The organism is Alkalicoccobacillus murimartini (assembly GCF_030813245.1).
Lineage (GTDB): Bacteria > Bacillota > Bacilli > Bacillales > Bacillaceae_D > Alkalicoccobacillus > Alkalicoccobacillus murimartini.
In genome coordinates, this window is the sequence record NZ_JAUSUA010000004.1 from 15,981 (window position 1) to 31,675 (window position 15,695).

The window sequence follows — 15,695 nt, forward strand, 5'->3', positions numbered from 1 at the left end:
GGTCAGTTGACTCCCTTCATATCTGTCGTTGAAAAGGAAGAGAGAGGCAGTGAAACGGAACTTGCAAGCTTATGAGATTGATAAAGTGCAAAAATCGTTTCAAGTGCAAACTCTGCTTCCTTTGCCATAACAGCTGTGTTTGAAAGACCAGTAATACTCTTTATGACTTCTTTATACATCTTGACCTGTTCATCTTTATCTGTGAGCCATTCACTGACATCCTCTGACCAAGGTTCTCCCTCAATCGTTGCCCTGGTTAGTTGATCAAAATTGCTACCTTCAATAATGATTGTTCCTTTTTCTGCAAACAGTTTAATAGCATATCCATGATTATGTGGATACGTAACTGAATTTGCTTCAATTAATCCTGTTGCTCCATTACAAAACGTAACCATTCCCAGTGCGATATCCTCTGTTTCTTTTTGAGTGTTCACCCATTGTAATTGTCCAGAGACGGACTGAACCTTACCCATATACCAAATAAGTAGATCCACCATATGAATCCCTTGATTAATCAACATACCTCCATCTTGATCCCACGTCCCGCGCCAAGGCGCAGCTTCATAATATGAGGTTGGACGCTGCACAGACATCGACACTGTGCCTAAATGAATGGTTCCAAGCTTGCCAGAATCAATTAATGTCTTTATTTCATTAAGGATCTTTCTAAAACGGAGCTGATGACAAACAAAAAGCTGTTTTCCTTGTACGTCTGCTAGTTTCGTCAGCATTCTTGATTCTTCAATAGAAAGTGAAAGTGGCTTTTCTACTAAAACGTGCTTTCCTGCCTTTAATGCGGCTTCTGCAATTTCCACATGGGTACCAGAGGTTGTCGCAATGACCACCAACTCAGAATCTGTTTGTAACAAGTCGTGGTAATGATCAAAGAGTTGAGGAAGCTCCTCTACACTAGAGGATATTTGTGTAGCTGCTTGTTTCATGCGTTCAAATGACAAATCACTTAGTGCTGTAACCCTTGCATTTGATATTTGATTTAGGGACGAGAGATGTTTTTCAGTAATTCTTCCACAGCCTATGATTCCAATATTCATGGTTTACTCCCTGATACTACAGAAGAAATGGTCCGAATAATTTCAACCTGTTCATCCTTAGATAAGTAAGGATGCATAGGAATAGCTAACAGACTTTTGGATTTCTTTTCAGCAATAGGGAAATCACCAACGTTGTAAGACAATCCTTTATATACTTCCTGAAGATGCAAGGGACGAGGATAATACACTCCATTAGCTATTTTAGCCTTACTCAAACCAGTAGAGATACCATCCCTGTTTTCTAAGTCAAGACAATATAAATGATAAATATGCTCTGAGTCAGATTGGATGTGTGGCACTGTAACTCCTTGTAATGTCATGAATTCTTGATTGTAGAAAGCTGCAGCGCTCTGACGGTTTGAATTCCATTCATCAATATGAGTGAGACTAATACGGAGTAAGGCTGCCTGTACTTCATCCAACCGACTATTATAGCCAATTTCTTCGTGATAATATTTTTTAGTGCTTCCATGATGACGAAGCAACCGTATCTTTTCGGAAACATGGTTATGCTTAGTCACAATCATGCCACCATCACCCATTGTCCCTAAATTTTTTGTTGGGAAAAATGAGAAGCAGCCGATATCTCCAATTGTTCCTGCTTTCTTGCCATTTACAGTAGCACCAAAAGCCTGGCAAGCGTCCTCAATAACATAAAGATTATTTGCTTTAGCGATAGTCATAATAGCCTTCATATCAGCTGGCTGACCAAATAAATGAACGGGCATAATGGCTTTTGTTTTTTCATTTATTACATCGTTAATTTGAGTTGTATCTATATTAAATGTTTTTGATTCAATATCAACAAAGACCGGTGTGGCCCCTACACGTGAAATGGCTTCAGCTGTTGCAAAAAAGGTAAAAGGTGTAGTAATTACTTCATCGCCTTCTCCAATCCCCAACGCGTCTAATGCAAGAACGAGTGCATCTGTGCCATTGCCTACACCGATTGCATAAGGTGTATTTAGGTATGCTTTGACTTCTTCCTCAAACTGTTTTCCTTCTGCTCCAAGAATATACTGCCCACTATCATACACACGACTAAAAGCTTCCATTGCTTCAGCTTTTATCTGTTGAAATTGTCTATCAAGATTTATTAGTGGAATCAATCCATTCACTCCTTTTCAAGCTCGTATTTCTTCTGTCTAGATATATGAGCTTAGCTAACATGAAGTCACGGCTATTCTCTCAGCTTGTAAAAAGAAGGCGGTTATCTATACTGCTTTATTTCTTTCATCTGACAAAAATAAAAGCTCTAATGAGAAATGAATTTCTCACTTGAGCTTTTTTGAAAACGAACATATTAGCGGCGTCCACAGCATTTAACAGAGTGTGGTTTTGGTTCAGTGGGTTTTGGTAATGAAGCAAACGGTCTTGGTTTAGATTTGACTGACGCTCTCGGGGTAAAAATAGGTTTTGGTTGTACGCGATTTAAATTTGGTCTCATCATCATCTACACGTCCTTTCTTCTATTTCAATCTATCTATATATGGTATGAACGAATCCTTTATATGTTTATTATTTTAGAAATTTTTGCCCAATCCAAAAAATCCTTAGGTCATTTTGCACCAATTTAGACGCGAGTCATAGAATACAGTAGTTTGAACACCTAGTCACGCCGAATCAACGGTGTGGTTTTAGGTACACAATAGAGGAGGTATAGTTAATGAGCTTATTAAAACAAAGCGTGGTAATTAATGTGCCCAAGGTATTTGATTGGGTAACACGCCAGGTTGATCTTCCAACCATCAGTTACAGAGAGCCAGAGCTCTCTATCTTATTTCCAGGTGCAGTAGGACCTTCTCCAGGTCCAGGTGATTTATGCTCATTCTTAAGCAGCTACCCAGGCTACACAACGGTTGCTCGGGTATTGGATGAATCATTATACACTTCTGAGGTAACGAACCCACTTGATCGCACTCAAGTTGAGGTTACATTACCAAGTGGTAAGGAAATCGTTTTAGAGAAAGTAAAGATTCTTGCAAGAGGACTACTTGAAGTAGATATCTTTGATGCAGCTGGTGCATTAATTCTCACTTCAAATCCTATTGAGTTTGCTACAATTCAAACCTTCTACTTATGTGCACCAGAAGATACGATTGTAGATGCCTTTATTTCTTCAGGGCAGTGGGATGCAGAAGTAGTTTGTGATACAGCCTTTTCACAACTGGATATCTCTTTAACATTTTGCCTTGATGTCCATGTATTTGCTGATGTACGTTTAGAAATTGAAGCTGCATATTGCAACCCAAGACTTGAGTTCCCAGTTGCAGATATCATCTGCAGACAACAAAGTAACCAACCAGCTCCTTCTTGCCCAATTTTTCCAGAGAAGCGACTTGGTATTACTAGCACGAGCGAATAATAAAATAGGTGTCTTTCCACTGACTGAAGCTGTCTTCCACAACAGCTTCAGTTTTTTTCTTCTTTTCTGGCAAATTGGTCATACATATAAAAGATAGAATACATGTTTAGGGAGGAAGCTATATGTCTAATACATCTAAAGAACGATCAACCCTGAACCAGGATATCCAACTAGAACAAAAACTTCTGCATTATCGGTCAGAATTAAAGAAGTTCCAACGAATCATTCATCTACAAAAGAAAAAACTAACCAGCCAAGAGGAGGAATTAAATAGTTTAAAACATACAGCAAACAATCCCACAATCGCACAGCGGCCTAACCTTCCTTCGAATCAATCCATAGGTGAGAGCTTAGCAGGAATTTATGCCTATTTTGCATATTCAACGCTGTTTCCTGCTAATCCATCAGAAGACACAGATGAACCTTGTCTCGTACAGGGTAATTTCATCATACGTAATGATGCCAGTCATCCATTAACAAATCCTCTCGTCTGCTTAACGTTTAGTAAACCAGAGCTGGCTAATCTTTCTGGTAAGATCAATCAAAATAAAAAAAACTATGGAAGTGAATACGTGACATCTGATGAAGATGAGTTGGCTTGGAACTACCTTGAAAATCATTCCCTAAAAAAAGTAAGAGAATCGGGAGAATATTGGCTGAGACCAAACAAGGCTCAACTTTTAACAAAAGAAGACATGGCGTTTAATCACTTTGAAGTAGTCCTTCCGTTTAGAGGATCTCCGTTTTCCATGCAGATCAATGGATATATTTATGGAGAAGAGATTCCAGAAGGGCGACGGGCCCTTAATTCAATCATCTGTAATATTACGTAGGAGTTTTAACATGAAGATTCTATTCCTTAGTAGCGGATACAAAGGGGCGTACCCTTATATTGAAGAATCATTAACTAAGGCCTTTCAACAACATTCAATCACTCTTTGCAAAAAACAATGCGTCTCAACCTTAGATGAATTACGTTTAAAACAACACTGTATAGCTGAAAAGCCTGACATGATTTTCACCTTATTAGGCTACCAGTTACATGAGTCATTTCTTCAATGGTCTAAAGATCAACACATTCGGGTTGTCATATGGTTAACGGAAGACCCGTACATGAGCGACCTTTCTCTTAAAGTTGCTCCATATGCAAGTCATGTAGTTACCATCGAAAAAAAAGCTCATCTTTATTATGAGTCATTAGGATACAAGTCTCTGCACCTACCACTTGGTGCGGATTATTCAATATTTAAACCAATGGTACCGCAGCCGACTAAGAAAAGTGACCTTTGTTTTATTGGGTACCCTTATCCAGAAAGAGTGAAGTTAATCAAACTTTTGGCTAAAAAACTCCCTATAACGATTACCGTTGCAGGTAATTGGTATCAACATTCGCTTCCAAAAAATGTGCACAAGGCAGCATTATGGCTGACACCCACTCAAACAGCCGAGTACTACTCAAGTACTAAAATTGTCTTGAACAGTTATCGTCGGTTAAGTCAGCCCGAGAACAAGAATGAACGAGCACTTGAAGGGATTAGTCCTAACAATAGAGTATTTGAAGTTGCAGGTTGCAAGGTCTGTCAAATAAGTGAGGCAAGAGAGGATTGGACTTCATGGTTTCGCGAAAAAGACATCGCTTTATTTTCCTCTGGTGACGAATTAATTGAAAAGGTTGAACACCTGCTCCAGGCACCTGATCAACGTGAGCTTTATGCGACGAACAGTTATCAAACCGCCGTAGCAAACCACTCGTATGCACATCGGGTGAATACTTTACTTGAATGGCTTACCCATTAATGATCCTATTACAGAAAGAGGGAAGAGAACGATCTTAGCTATCTAAAAAGCCGTATCATTATGCTGATAAACTCACATAATGATACGGCTTTTTGTCCATCAGTAATAAAAAGAGTGAGGCCGCCGCTTCGGACATACACTCCGCTTTCCCTGGGCGGCTGGCTGGTGAGCATAAATTTACACCAATCTCTTACTCGTTTGAACGACCTTGATACAACGTTCTTTTCACTTGTTCAATTTGCTCAGGGTTATTGATCAGCTCGTTAATCATATCGTATAACCCATGTGGATCGTTCGCCGGAACAGTCCATCCCGCATTTCTTTCCTTAACTACCTCCGCCTGTGCACCAAGGTCAAAACAAATCACTGGATACCCTAAAAGCAGTGCTTCATGTGTTGTATAAGAAAAGGTCTCAGGACAAATAGATGGAATTAAGACTAAATCGATGTGATCCTCATGAAGTAAAGAAAACAACCGATCTGGAGATGAATAGGCTGATCTTTTAATAAAATTTGATTGCGTAAGCTTTGTTAGATCTCGACCTGCTTCACCATATAAATAAAATTCACATGAAAGCTTTGCATTCTCCGACTGCATAATGAGTGACGCTAATTCCCTTACACCTTTATGAGCGTAAATATGTCCAAGAACAGCTATTCGAATAGGAAGAGATGCAATAGCAACTTTCTTTTGAGGTTCATATTCAAGCTGAAGAGTGTGTGGTATAACATCAATACACAATGAGGGCTCATAGCTTTCCATAATCAATTTAGTCGATTCACTCGGGGCTGTTATGCTTTCAGCTGTTGATAATAACTGACGAAATTGATCTCGCCAGCTACGAATAGTCGGAGCCGACTCACATAACATATGTTTCATCTGAATCCGCTTCGCACCAAAACTTGCGCAAGCATCGCAGATAGGATCTTCCTTTGGCATTCCGCAATAGTTGCCTTTTTGATCTACAAAAAATACAAACGGACAGACGGAGAAAAAATCGTGCAACCAGATTCGATGTGATACACCAGACCTTTTGATTACGTTGAGTAGTTTGGAAATTTGAATATTCCATAGATGATGAATGTGTAGCTCGTTGATCTCATATTGTTGAATGAGTCCAGCTAATTGTGGATAGGTTATTCTCCTTGGATCTCGATCAGGTATCAGGAAAAAAAGTCCTTTCATATCTGAATACAGCTCGTAGATCTGCCCATGATGGTTCTGTTTCCATTGATCTAAAAAATGAATCATTCCTCCTCCACCTTGATGATGGATAATCAAAACATTTGGATGATTCATGTATGCTTCTCCTGCATATATTCACCTAATGCTTCCTGCCATCTCCGTGGTTTCATCAAAAGGGTTTGTTCCAGCTTAGTTGTAGATAAGACCGTACGAGTGGGTCTAGAAGCTTGACCCACTCTCTTCTCTGTCTTCGTACTTACCAAATTCACCTGTCGAGGAAGATAAGAAAGAATGGCTTGAGCCCATTCAAATCTACTGCAAGCACCCCTATTCGATATGTGGTATAGTCCAGGGGAATAATGCCTTAACAGCCACGTCCATTCTACAAGATCTCGAATATAGGTTGGACTCCCCACCTGGTCACTCACTACTTTCAATTCAGATTTTAGATTGGCCGCAGTACGAATCTTTTCAATAAAATCATTTTCCCCTCCAAACAACCATGAGGTTCGAATGACATATACATTAGAATGATGACGAACACCTTCCTCGGCTAGCCACTTGCTTAAAGCATACATATTATCTGGGGTTGGCTGATCCATTTCTGAATAAGGTTCTAAGGAGAACTTAGAGAATAGATAATCAGTACTAAAAAGAAATAAAGGTCGCCCACCAGCAGCCTCAGCCATGTATTGAACAGCTACACAATTTACAAGAAACGATTTCATTGGTTGGCTTTCGCATTCGTCTACATTTGTAAATGCAGCACAATGGAAAATCAAATCTGGATTAAGCTTATCGACTTGTTTCATCACGGCGTTCCTATCTGTGCAATCAAGCTGGTATCGATGAAATGAGTAAACCTCTTCTTCGCGTAAATAATCTGCAAATGCCTTTCCAAGACGACCATGTCCACCCGTAATCATAATTTTCATCGTCTCTCCTCAATCCTCCCTTATCTATCGCTGACAAGGCGTACCAACGATTCTAAAATAGCTGCAGCACCTGCTAAAGCAAGGATGTGGGCGATATAAACAAATAGACTTGGCCAAACTAACCAGCCAGCATATAAAAATGAGGTTGTCCACACACCCATACACCAATAACAACTGAGCAGCATGCCCGTCCACTTTCGTAAACCGGTTCCAATTGGTTCAAGATATAGGACAGGTTGCCCATCATGTAACTCCTCTTTAACTTGAACAAATGGACGTCTAACCCAGCTTGTAATTTCGTCATGAATCAACAAACGCGTTAAACGAAAGGAAGCAAGAATAAGAACAATCCAAGCATATCCCTCTAACAAAAAGCATCCCTCATTTCACATCTATTCAAGATCTATGCTTACAATGACCTGTCCTATACATTCTTTCCCTAGACAAACACCCGTTTTTATTATCGTGCATATAGTACATGAGAACCTTTGAGAGGAGACTGTATTCCCTATGAATCGATTTTTTGGTCGTAATCAACGTCAACAGCCTTCTGTTTATTTGCTTCCCCCTGTTGTCGTCAATCAGTATTTGCATCAATGGGTCACTACAACCATTCCAGGCTATGGAAGAGTAATAGCCTATGTCGCTGATTTTAATCAGAACACTGGTATGGTTTCGTTACTTGTGTATCAACCTCCATACTATAATCAACAGTTTGTTCAAGTACACAACACAGACTTAGTTGGAATTAGTCCGTATTTTGGTCCTACTCCCCCACGTCCAGGTCACGGAGGTGGCGGTGGTCAAGGTCCTTGGAATCCTGGTGGTGGCCATGGCGGCGGTGGTCAGGGTCCTTGGAATCCTGGCGGCGGTCAAGGCGGCGGTGGCCAGGGTCCTTGGAATCCTGGTGGTGGTCAAGGCGGTGGTGGCCAGGGTGGACTTTGGCCATGGATTTGGAACCAGATCGGCGGCCCTCGTCCTTAAACATATTTGTAACGCAGAAACGCACTGAACATGTTTATGTTCAGTGCGTTTCTTTTGATTATTCTTCTTGATGAGGTGGAGATTCCTTTTGGTAAGGTCGTAACTGTTCATGCGCATCTGGCCTGTCTTGCTCTTGTCCACTTTCCGCTTATTAACTCTAGGTCAGGTCTTTGTATCGCTTTTCACTTCTTGTTAAAGTGGCCCAGTATCTTAATTAAATTTACGTTTTTCTTGATAAGACATGCCACCTCTTACTATATTTTTATCTGTCTTATTACCACCTTTATTCCTCTTATCAACGTCTTCTTCCTCTTACTTTATCTCCGTCTATCTTGGTTATAAGCACACCCCTCTTGATAAGAGTTCTACCAATCAATGACGTATAAATCACTAAATGAAATCCGACTTTCATTTAGTTCATTTTCGTCATGTTCGTTTTTTAAACAATGTTAAAATATTTACAATACAATTGATCGCCATTATGACAACAAGAATAGTGATTAACGTATTCAAATGATCCATTTGATCGTTATAATTTATAATCAATCCTTCTACATTCATATATACCACTCCCATATTTTTGTAACTTTATGTTACAGATACCCTAATGGCACGTATATCAATACATAAAAGATCACTCTCATATGCGTTTTAGAACTATTTCATTCCCTCTTTATTCCCACAAAAAAAACCATATGCAGCTTCGCATATGGTTTTATCTATTATTAGATAGAAAGAATGTTAAATCCACCATCCACATGAAGAATTTCCCCGGTAATACCGCGGGCTAAATCACTCACAAGGAATAGGGCAGTGTCGCCAACCTCTTCTTGAGTTGTTACTTTACGAAGAGGAGCTCGTTCTTCGATGTCTCTTAAAATTTCATTGAATCCACCGATTCCTTTAGCTGCCAATGTACGGATTGGTCCAGCTGAAATGGCATTTACACGAATTCCGTCTTTACCAAGATCATTCGCAAGGTATTTAACACTTGCATCAAGAGTCGCCTTCGCTACACCCATAACATTATAGTTCTTCACAACTTTTTCGCCACCAAGATATGTTAAGGTGATAATGCTTCCACCTTCAGTCATCAATGGACGTGCTTCCTTAGAAACAGCTGTAAGAGAATAAGCACTGATATTCTGAGCTAACAGAAATCCATCACGAGTCGTATTCAAGTACTCTCCTTCAAGCTCCTCTTTGTTTGCGAAAGCAATACAGTGAGCCAAGCCATGAATTGTTCCTACTTCTTCTTTAATTTGCTTAAAGGTGCTCGTAATTTCCTCATCACTCGTAATATCACAAGGAAGAACCAAGTGGTCATCACGATCAAGTGTTTCAGCTAGCTGACGAACATTCTTCTCAAGACGCTCTCCTGCATATGTAAAAATAAGTCGTGCCCCTGCTTTTGCTAGAGATTGTGAGATTCCCCACGCGATACTTCTTTTATTAGCAACACCCATGACAACATACGTGCGATTTTCAAGTGATAACTGATACATATTTATATCCTCCTATTGGTTGCTTCTAGTAGTTGGTCCTAATGATTGTACCATAGTTTCTTTATCCCTGTTGTATGTGAGCTAACAGTTGTAAGAAATCATCAGGTGCCTTTGCTTCAAATACCATCTCTTCTCCCGTAAATGGGTGTGAAAAAAATAACTTACAGCTATGCAACGCTTGATGGCTTAATCCTAACATTTCTCCACCGTACAATGTATCTCCTGCTAAAGGATGACCAATAGAGGAAAAATGGACTCTGATTTGATGGGTTCTACCTGTTTCGAGAGCAATGCTAACATGGGTAATCTCCGTCCCCGTTGTGATGGTTTTATAATGCGTGACCGCAGCTTTTCCATCTTCCGCAACCATTCGCTCAATGATACTGTTCGGGTTTCGACCAATTGGGGCTGTAATTGTGCCCTCAGATGGTTCAACCATACCTTGAACAAGTGCTTCATAGCGCCTATTCAACTTTCCTGCCTTTTGCTGTTTACCCATTTGATCATGCGCATATCGGTGCTTTGCTACAATTAGTAATCCTGACGTGCCACGGTCCAGACGATTTACTGGATGAAATGTAGCTTGAATTTGATTAGCCTGATAATAAGCAAGAACAGCATTCGCAAGTGTTCCTCTAGGATGTTCTCTCGACGGAATGGTGGCCATTCCTGCTTCTTTGTTAATGACCAGCAAATGCTCGTCCTCAAAAAGGATCTCGAATGACCGTTTTTCTGGAATTAATCCTACTGACGGACTTTCAGGAGGGAGATGAACAACAACGACATCCCCTTCTTCCAGGATCGTTCTGACTGTTTTCTCGACGCCATTTACTTTTATTGAGCCACCATGAAACTTTATCGATGTCAGCATTTTTTTGGAGACCTGCTTCTGCACACGCAAAAACGCTCTAAGGCTACTGTGCGCAGAGGACTCGCCGACCGTCCAAACAAAGATTGGCTGATTATTCACCAATAAACGACTCCTTCACTCGTTTCCAAAACGGAAAAGGACGAAATCTTGCAAAACGGATCTTTTCTTCTGCTACTCTGCACTGAATGGAGGCAATGTCTTCATAATTAATTGTATAATGATCAATGGTTACCTGCACATCTGCATTATTTAACAGCTTCAGTAAACAGGTATGGTGCTGTGGTAATACCATAGGAGAGCCAATCGTTCGGTAGACCCTGTTATTGATGGAAGCCATTTCTGAGATTTGAAGAGATGCCAAAGAAGGATGTAAAATCGCTCCTCCTAATGCTTTGTTGTATGCCGTACTTCCCGAAGGAGTAGAAATACACAAACCATCTCCCCTAAATGTTTCAAAGGTCTCCCCTTTAATCTCTACATTACAAACAAGAGAGGATCCCTCAGATGTCTTAACCGTTGACTCATTTAATGCTAAGTATCGTTTTGGTGAAGTCGAGTCCCCATAACGAACCACCACTTCTAGCAGCGGATACTCAACAATTTGAAAAGGAGTTTTGGCAATGTGAATGATGAGATTCTCCACTTCATCTGGTACCCAGTCAGCATAAAACCCTAAGTGGCCTGTATGTACTCCAACAAAGGCTGTTTCCTCAAGGCGATGACTATAATCATGAAATGCCTGTAATAGCGTGCCATCTCCACCAACAGAAATGACGATTTCCGGTTCTTTGTTATCCTGTACTAAATCAAATTTATTTAATGATTGTCTGATTCGTTCCACTAACGCGTCCGATATTTCATCACCACGTGAAGCTAATGCATAATTCAATCGATCACCTCCATTTACATTTAGTTGATATCCTGTTGATGACGCTTGGCCATTAATAATTCCTGTGCTTCCCGCACTTCATCTCTAATGATAGACATTTCTTCATCTAGCTTAAATGCAGCTTCCGACGCTCGAATGAGCCTCCGTCCAATCTCGTCAGGAATTTCTCCACTGTATTTGTATCGTAAGGAATGCTCAATGGTTGCCCAGAAATTCATAGATAACGTTCGAACCTGAAGTTCAACCTGAATTTTCTTTTCTCCTTGAATGGTCTGCACTGGGTACCAAATAATTAAATGATAAGATCGATAGCCGCTTGGCTTTTGCTCTATTATATAATCTCTTTCTTCAAGAATTTCAAAATCTGTTCGTTTTCGGATGAGTTCAACTACCGTTTCAATATCTTCAACGAACTGAGTCACAATTCGTACCCCTGCTAGATCTTGAATCTCTTGTTCCAAATGATCAAATGAGATTTTTTTTCGAGCGGCTTTATTCAAAATACTTGAGACTGGTTTGACTCGGCCAGTCACAAACTCAATCGGTGTATGATTAGAGCTTTTTTGATATTGCTCTCGTACTCCCTTTAATTTCACTTTTAACTCTTCGACTGCCTGTTTATATGGTGACAGGAGTTCATCCCAGCTATTCATATCATCACCACCAATTAAGTGTTTTATTTTTCTTTAAATGCAACATTAACAGCTTGCTCAAAATCTTCTCCGTAATTTCCATTACCTTGTATGTTTTCTAATAGAAAATCAAATTCATCATGAAAGTGAGAAAGCTCGATATGGACGTTGTCATGAAGGTCTAAGTGAATCGCCTTTTTCGTCTCATATGCTTCACGTACTTGTGACCATAACTCTTGGTGAAAAATCACTTGGTGAAACCCTGATTCGTCTTCAAGTATGTAAATAAATGCAAATCCATCCGAATCAACAAGTAATCGCTTGCCGGGTTCCAAAGTTTTAGCTAGATCTTCTGAAAGTTTTTCATGACCTTTAGCTAACCAATGATCTCCGTTATCTGTTAGTTCAATGATGTGTAATTTGTGCATACTATTTTCTCCTCATTCCATTTCAAAATCCAACCTGATTCCGGTATAAGTTTAACATATTTTTGCTGTTCAAAGAATCGTTAGCTCCGGATTCATCTTGATGTTGAGCAAAAAACAGCACTATGACATAATAGATGAATCATAAGATCTTAGTACGTATCTAGCAGGAGGATACCCTACATGTCGCAGGAATTTGAATATGAAGCTAAAAGCTTACTTTCACTCTCAGATTTTTCTACTCTTATCCATCATTTAAAGCTACAAGAGCATAAAGCTATTACGCAGCATAATCATTACTTTGAAACACCCGATAGCGAATTAAGCGCTGCCGGATCTGCTTTGCGTATTCGTGAAAAAAATGACAAAGCTATTCTAACATTAAAACAACCTTCAGAAGACGGAGGATTACTTGAAACTCATCAAGTTCTTACAGAAAAAGAAAAAGAAGAAGCTTTAGCGAACGGGACGTTGCCTAATGGACAAACGACTTCACAATTAAACAGTCTGCTCTTGGCCCATAACCAATTATCTTTTCTAGGCACGTTAACAACAGAAAGAATTGAAGTTTCTTATCAAGATGGAAGTCTTTGCTTAGATAAAAGCAGTTATCTTGGTGATGTTGATTATGAGGTAGAATTCGAAGGGTCTTCTATGAAATCTGCCCACCAGACCTTAACATCTTTACTTAATGAGGTAGGTATATCTCCTATGAAAACCCCTAATAAAGTAGCACGATTCTTTATGCGTAAAGCAGCGCAAAATAACTAATTCACACAAAAAAACCATCCAGTTAGGATGGTTTTTTTCTCACGCATTGTGATACGTATTTAAAACCTTTGGAACATAGGCTCTTGTCTCTTTAAATGGTGGGATTCCATTATATTTATCGACATTACCAGGTCCTGCATTATACGCAGCTAGAGCTTTTTCAATATCACCATTGTACTTCGTTAACATACTCTTGAGATACTTAGCTCCGCCTTGTATATTCTGCTCGGGATTAAATATATCTTTAACGCCTAAGCCTTTGGCCGTTGCTGGCATTAGTTGCATTAATCCAGATGCACCTGCATGACTTTTAGCATTAGGGTTAAAATTTGATTCATTCTTTATGACCGCATACAATAACTTTGGATCAAGTGAAAACTTCTTAGCCGCCCCTTGGATAAGGTCATCAAATGGAGTCGACCCTTTACTACTTTTTACAGACGTCTGTTGTTCTACCTTTGAAGATTCCACTGCACTTGTTTTTTGAGAAGTGGAGATCTGATTCTGAAGGCTTTCAAACTTTTCTCTCGCAGCTTGTGATAAAAACAAATCACTTAAACCGGAAGAGGATGGTTGCAACGTCTGACTTGATAGTTGACTAGACAGAATACTTGAAAATGAGTCTTCTGCGTTAGGAGAAGTTATATTTGTTTTATTGGCCCATGAAAGCTGCGTCTGATTTCTCATACTAAACAATTGATTCTTTAGTAATGCATAATCCACTTTTTTAGCCCCGTCTCATTCATTATATTAGTTTTACTATACCAAAGACCTAATTTATCGACAACCAATTTTTTCTACTTAATTTTTAAGATATCGTGTCTTCACACAATCTTCATAATGCGTACAGATTATTTGATGTTATACATTAAGGTTGCTACAATATAAAAAGAGGTTGACAAAAGGAGTTGTTTTAAATGTCAGACCCTTCCAATACGCCTTATGAAGCACTTGGCGGTGAAGAGGTGCTATCTAAGTTGATTGACACCTTTTATTCTCATGTTTCCAACCATACTCTATTATCGGATTTATTCCCTAAAGACTTAACAGAAACCGCCTATAAACAAAAACAATTCATGACACAATTTTTAGGAGGCCCTTCTCTTTATACAGAAGAATTCGGTCATCCTATGTTACGAGCTAGACACCTTCCTTTTCCTATAACAGAAAAACATGCCGATGCATGGCTTGATTGCATGCAAAAAGCTTTAGATGAAATGGAAGTAGATCAAATCGTGCGCAATTATATGATGGAACGGTTAACACTAACGGCACATCATATGGTGAATCAACCAACTGCGCCTTAGAAAGGAGAATGACCATTGAATCCTCAAGAAACTTTAGCAGCGTGTGATGACAAACAGGGCGTTTGTGGTCTTATTCCCGGAGTATCCTATCAACCAAAACAACAAAAACCGATAGAGATTTATACATTTATCGACCCCTTGTGCTCGGAGTGCTGGGCTATTGAACCCACACTTAAGAAGTTATATCTTGAATACGGTGCTTATTTTCGGATACGCGTATTATTAGCAGGAAAATTAAAAGTATGGAATGCTTGCCCATCCCTTGTGAAAACAAAAAAAGGTAAATCTTTTAAAGAACATCCTCCGGGTGCAAAAGGGATGTCGTGTGAGGGTTCGGTTGAGTTCGATGCTGAAGAACTAGAACCTTATCGTGCATCACTGGCGATTAAAGCAGCAGAACTTCAAGGTCCTCAAGCAGGGACGAGATTTTTGCGTAAACTAAGAGAATTCTTATTCCTGAAGAAATTGAATATAACGGATGAAAAAGTTTTACTAGCCTGTGCTGAGGCTGCTGGTCTTGATGTGGAATCATTTGAATTTGATCTGCACTCACCAACAGCCGCCAAAGCTCTTCAATGTGATGCAAAAACCACGAAGGAAATGGATGTAGAGTCTGTTCCTACGTTTGTCTTTTTTAATGACAATGTGGAAGAAGAAGGAATGAAGGTATCAGGACAATACCCATACCATGTGTACGTCGAGATTTTAGAGAACATGCTTGGCTTCAAACCAGAACGAGCTGAACCAATTGGATTAGAGGGATTTTTGAAACAACACTCCTTTGTTGCCACAGTGGAGGTAGCAGCTGTGTTAGATATAAGTGAGGAGGAAGCAACGAAACACCTCAAGGCATTGCTTCTTCAGCAAAAAGTCGAAGCAGTACCTTATAAATACGGAACGTTTTGGCGCTACATCCAATAATGATTAATGGTCTGAACACATGGCCAGTCTCATATAATAAAAACAGGGCACCCAG

The 15,695-nt window shown here is 39.7% G+C and carries 19 protein-coding genes; 7 read left to right on the plus strand and 12 right to left on the minus strand.

The window, feature by feature from the left end:
• Positions 1–2: 2 nt before the first annotated feature.
• Positions 3–1,052 (minus strand): Gfo/Idh/MocA family protein, encoded by a 1,050-nt coding sequence (locus tag J2S05_RS13085; protein WP_306983507.1) that lies wholly within the window; start codon positions 1,050–1,052, stop codon positions 3–5.
• A complete protein-coding gene (locus J2S05_RS13090) occupies positions 1,049–2,161 on the minus strand; it encodes a DegT/DnrJ/EryC1/StrS family aminotransferase (RefSeq protein ID WP_370873648.1) in 1,113 nt (370 codons plus the stop codon). The genes J2S05_RS13085 and J2S05_RS13090 overlap by 4 nt, the downstream gene beginning before the upstream one ends.
• A gap of 557 nt (positions 2,162–2,718) precedes the next feature.
• Here J2S05_RS13090 and J2S05_RS13095 point away from each other — a divergent pair.
• The 3 genes from J2S05_RS13095 (at position 2,719) to J2S05_RS13105 (ending at position 5,214) form a co-directional block, all read left to right on the plus strand.
• Positions 2,719–3,417 (plus strand): BMQ_0737 family morphogenetic spore coat protein, encoded by a 699-nt coding sequence (locus tag J2S05_RS13095; protein ID WP_306983512.1) that lies wholly within the window; start codon positions 2,719–2,721, stop codon positions 3,415–3,417.
• A gap of 122 nt (positions 3,418–3,539) precedes the next feature.
• Entirely contained in the window at positions 3,540–4,250 is a 711-nt protein-coding gene (locus J2S05_RS13100; protein ID WP_306983513.1) for a hypothetical protein, read from the plus strand.
• Positions 4,251–4,260: 10 nt separating this feature from the next.
• Complete coding sequence (locus tag J2S05_RS13105; RefSeq protein ID WP_306983515.1) at positions 4,261–5,214, plus strand: CgeB family protein; 954 nt, start codon at positions 4,261–4,263, stop codon at positions 5,212–5,214.
• A 190-nt stretch (positions 5,215–5,404) separates the two neighbouring features.
• Here the strand turns inward: J2S05_RS13105 and J2S05_RS13110 are convergent, their stop codons facing one another.
• The 3 genes from J2S05_RS13110 to J2S05_RS13120 are packed head-to-tail and all read right to left on the minus strand — an operon-like array spanning position 5,405 to position 7,706.
• Positions 5,405–6,514 (minus strand): glycosyltransferase, encoded by a 1,110-nt coding sequence (locus J2S05_RS13110; protein WP_306983516.1) that lies wholly within the window; start codon positions 6,512–6,514, stop codon positions 5,405–5,407.
• Complete coding sequence (locus J2S05_RS13115; RefSeq protein WP_306983517.1) at positions 6,511–7,335, minus strand: SDR family oxidoreductase; 825 nt, start codon at positions 7,333–7,335, stop codon at positions 6,511–6,513. The genes J2S05_RS13110 and J2S05_RS13115 overlap by 4 nt, the downstream gene beginning before the upstream one ends.
• A gap of 20 nt (positions 7,336–7,355) precedes the next feature.
• The gene (locus J2S05_RS13120) at positions 7,356–7,706 is read right to left on the minus strand and encodes a DUF1360 domain-containing protein (protein ID WP_306983519.1); all 351 of its coding nucleotides are present in this window, start codon (positions 7,704–7,706) and stop codon (positions 7,356–7,358) included.
• Positions 7,707–7,845: 139 nt separating this feature from the next.
• Here J2S05_RS13120 and J2S05_RS13125 point away from each other — a divergent pair, with 139 nt between their 5' ends.
• Entirely contained in the window at positions 7,846–8,319 is a 474-nt protein-coding gene (locus J2S05_RS13125; protein WP_306983521.1) for a hypothetical protein, read from the plus strand.
• 426 nt (positions 8,320–8,745) lie between these two features.
• Here the strand turns inward: J2S05_RS13125 and J2S05_RS13130 are convergent, their stop codons facing one another.
• From J2S05_RS13130 to J2S05_RS13155, 6 genes are all read right to left on the minus strand, one after another.
• Positions 8,746–8,880 (minus strand): hypothetical protein, encoded by a 135-nt coding sequence (locus J2S05_RS13130; RefSeq protein ID WP_306983522.1) that lies wholly within the window; start codon positions 8,878–8,880, stop codon positions 8,746–8,748.
• Positions 8,881–9,044: 164 nt separating this feature from the next.
• Positions 9,045–9,824 carry an enoyl-ACP reductase FabI gene (gene fabI / locus J2S05_RS13135; RefSeq protein WP_306983523.1) on the minus strand — a complete coding sequence of 260 codons (780 nt, stop codon included), beginning with the start codon at positions 9,822–9,824 and terminating at the stop codon, positions 9,045–9,047.
• Between the two features lie 61 nt (positions 9,825–9,885).
• On the minus strand, positions 9,886–10,794 hold the full coding sequence (locus J2S05_RS13140) for an RluA family pseudouridine synthase (protein WP_306983525.1): 909 nt from the start codon (positions 10,792–10,794) through the stop codon (positions 9,886–9,888).
• Positions 10,787–11,584: an NAD kinase gene (locus tag J2S05_RS13145; RefSeq protein ID WP_306983527.1), complete on the minus strand. Its 798-nt coding sequence runs from the start codon at positions 11,582–11,584 to the stop codon at positions 10,787–10,789. The genes J2S05_RS13140 and J2S05_RS13145 overlap by 8 nt, the downstream gene beginning before the upstream one ends.
• Before the next feature lie 20 nt (positions 11,585–11,604).
• Positions 11,605–12,237, minus strand: coding sequence for a GTP pyrophosphokinase (locus J2S05_RS13150; protein ID WP_306983529.1), 633 nt, complete (start codon positions 12,235–12,237; stop codon positions 11,605–11,607).
• 23 nt (positions 12,238–12,260) lie between these two features.
• Positions 12,261–12,644, minus strand: coding sequence for a UPF0738 family protein (locus J2S05_RS13155; protein WP_306983530.1), 384 nt, complete (start codon positions 12,642–12,644; stop codon positions 12,261–12,263).
• A 180-nt stretch (positions 12,645–12,824) separates the two neighbouring features.
• Between J2S05_RS13155 and J2S05_RS13160 the strand changes: the two genes are divergently transcribed.
• Positions 12,825–13,412: a CYTH domain-containing protein gene (locus J2S05_RS13160; protein WP_306983533.1), complete on the plus strand. Its 588-nt coding sequence runs from the start codon at positions 12,825–12,827 to the stop codon at positions 13,410–13,412.
• Between the two features lie 39 nt (positions 13,413–13,451).
• Here J2S05_RS13160 and J2S05_RS13165 read toward each other — a convergent pair whose 3' ends face one another.
• Entirely contained in the window at positions 13,452–14,135 is a 684-nt protein-coding gene (locus J2S05_RS13165) for a lytic transglycosylase domain-containing protein (protein WP_306983535.1), read from the minus strand.
• Positions 14,136–14,329: 194 nt separating this feature from the next.
• Between J2S05_RS13165 and J2S05_RS13170 the strand changes: the two genes are divergently transcribed.
• Both J2S05_RS13170 and J2S05_RS13175 read left to right on the plus strand, forming a co-directional pair.
• A complete protein-coding gene (locus tag J2S05_RS13170; RefSeq protein ID WP_306983536.1) occupies positions 14,330–14,719 on the plus strand; it encodes a globin domain-containing protein in 390 nt (129 codons plus the stop codon).
• Positions 14,720–14,734: 15 nt separating this feature from the next.
• Positions 14,735–15,640: a ClpXP adapter SpxH family protein gene (locus J2S05_RS13175; protein ID WP_306983539.1), complete on the plus strand. Its 906-nt coding sequence runs from the start codon at positions 14,735–14,737 to the stop codon at positions 15,638–15,640.
• Positions 15,641–15,695: the final 55 nt, after the last annotated feature.

What these genes read in the sequence shown, in the direction of transcription:
- J2S05_RS13130 (WP_306983522.1), bottom strand. Translation starts at nt 8,880, where the DNA reads ATGAATGTAGAAGGATTGATTATAAATTATAACGATCAAATGGATCAT.
- J2S05_RS13110 (WP_306983516.1), bottom strand. Translation starts at nt 6,514, where the DNA reads ATGAATCATCCAAATGTTTTGATTATCCATCATCAAGGTGGAGGAGGA.
- J2S05_RS13150 (WP_306983529.1), bottom strand. Translation starts at nt 12,237, where the DNA reads ATGAATAGCTGGGATGAACTCCTGTCACCATATAAACAGGCAGTCGAA.
- J2S05_RS13125 (WP_306983521.1), top strand. Translation starts at nt 7,846, where the DNA reads ATGAATCGATTTTTTGGTCGTAATCAACGTCAACAGCCTTCTGTTTAT.
- J2S05_RS13105 (WP_306983515.1), top strand. Translation starts at nt 4,261, where the DNA reads ATGAAGATTCTATTCCTTAGTAGCGGATACAAAGGGGCGTACCCTTAT.
- J2S05_RS13085 (WP_306983507.1), bottom strand. Translation starts at nt 1,052, where the DNA reads ATGAATATTGGAATCATAGGCTGTGGAAGAATTACTGAAAAACATCTC.
- J2S05_RS13170 (WP_306983536.1), top strand. Translation starts at nt 14,330, where the DNA reads ATGTCAGACCCTTCCAATACGCCTTATGAAGCACTTGGCGGTGAAGAG.
- J2S05_RS13155 (WP_306983530.1), bottom strand. Translation starts at nt 12,644, where the DNA reads ATGCACAAATTACACATCATTGAACTAACAGATAACGGAGATCATTGG.
- J2S05_RS13100 (WP_306983513.1), top strand. Translation starts at nt 3,540, where the DNA reads ATGTCTAATACATCTAAAGAACGATCAACCCTGAACCAGGATATCCAA.
- J2S05_RS13095 (WP_306983512.1), top strand. Translation starts at nt 2,719, where the DNA reads ATGAGCTTATTAAAACAAAGCGTGGTAATTAATGTGCCCAAGGTATTT.
- J2S05_RS13160 (WP_306983533.1), top strand. Translation starts at nt 12,825, where the DNA reads ATGTCGCAGGAATTTGAATATGAAGCTAAAAGCTTACTTTCACTCTCA.
- J2S05_RS13115 (WP_306983517.1), bottom strand. Translation starts at nt 7,335, where the DNA reads ATGAAAATTATGATTACGGGTGGACATGGTCGTCTTGGAAAGGCATTT.
- fabI (WP_306983523.1), bottom strand. Translation starts at nt 9,824, where the DNA reads ATGTATCAGTTATCACTTGAAAATCGCACGTATGTTGTCATGGGTGTT.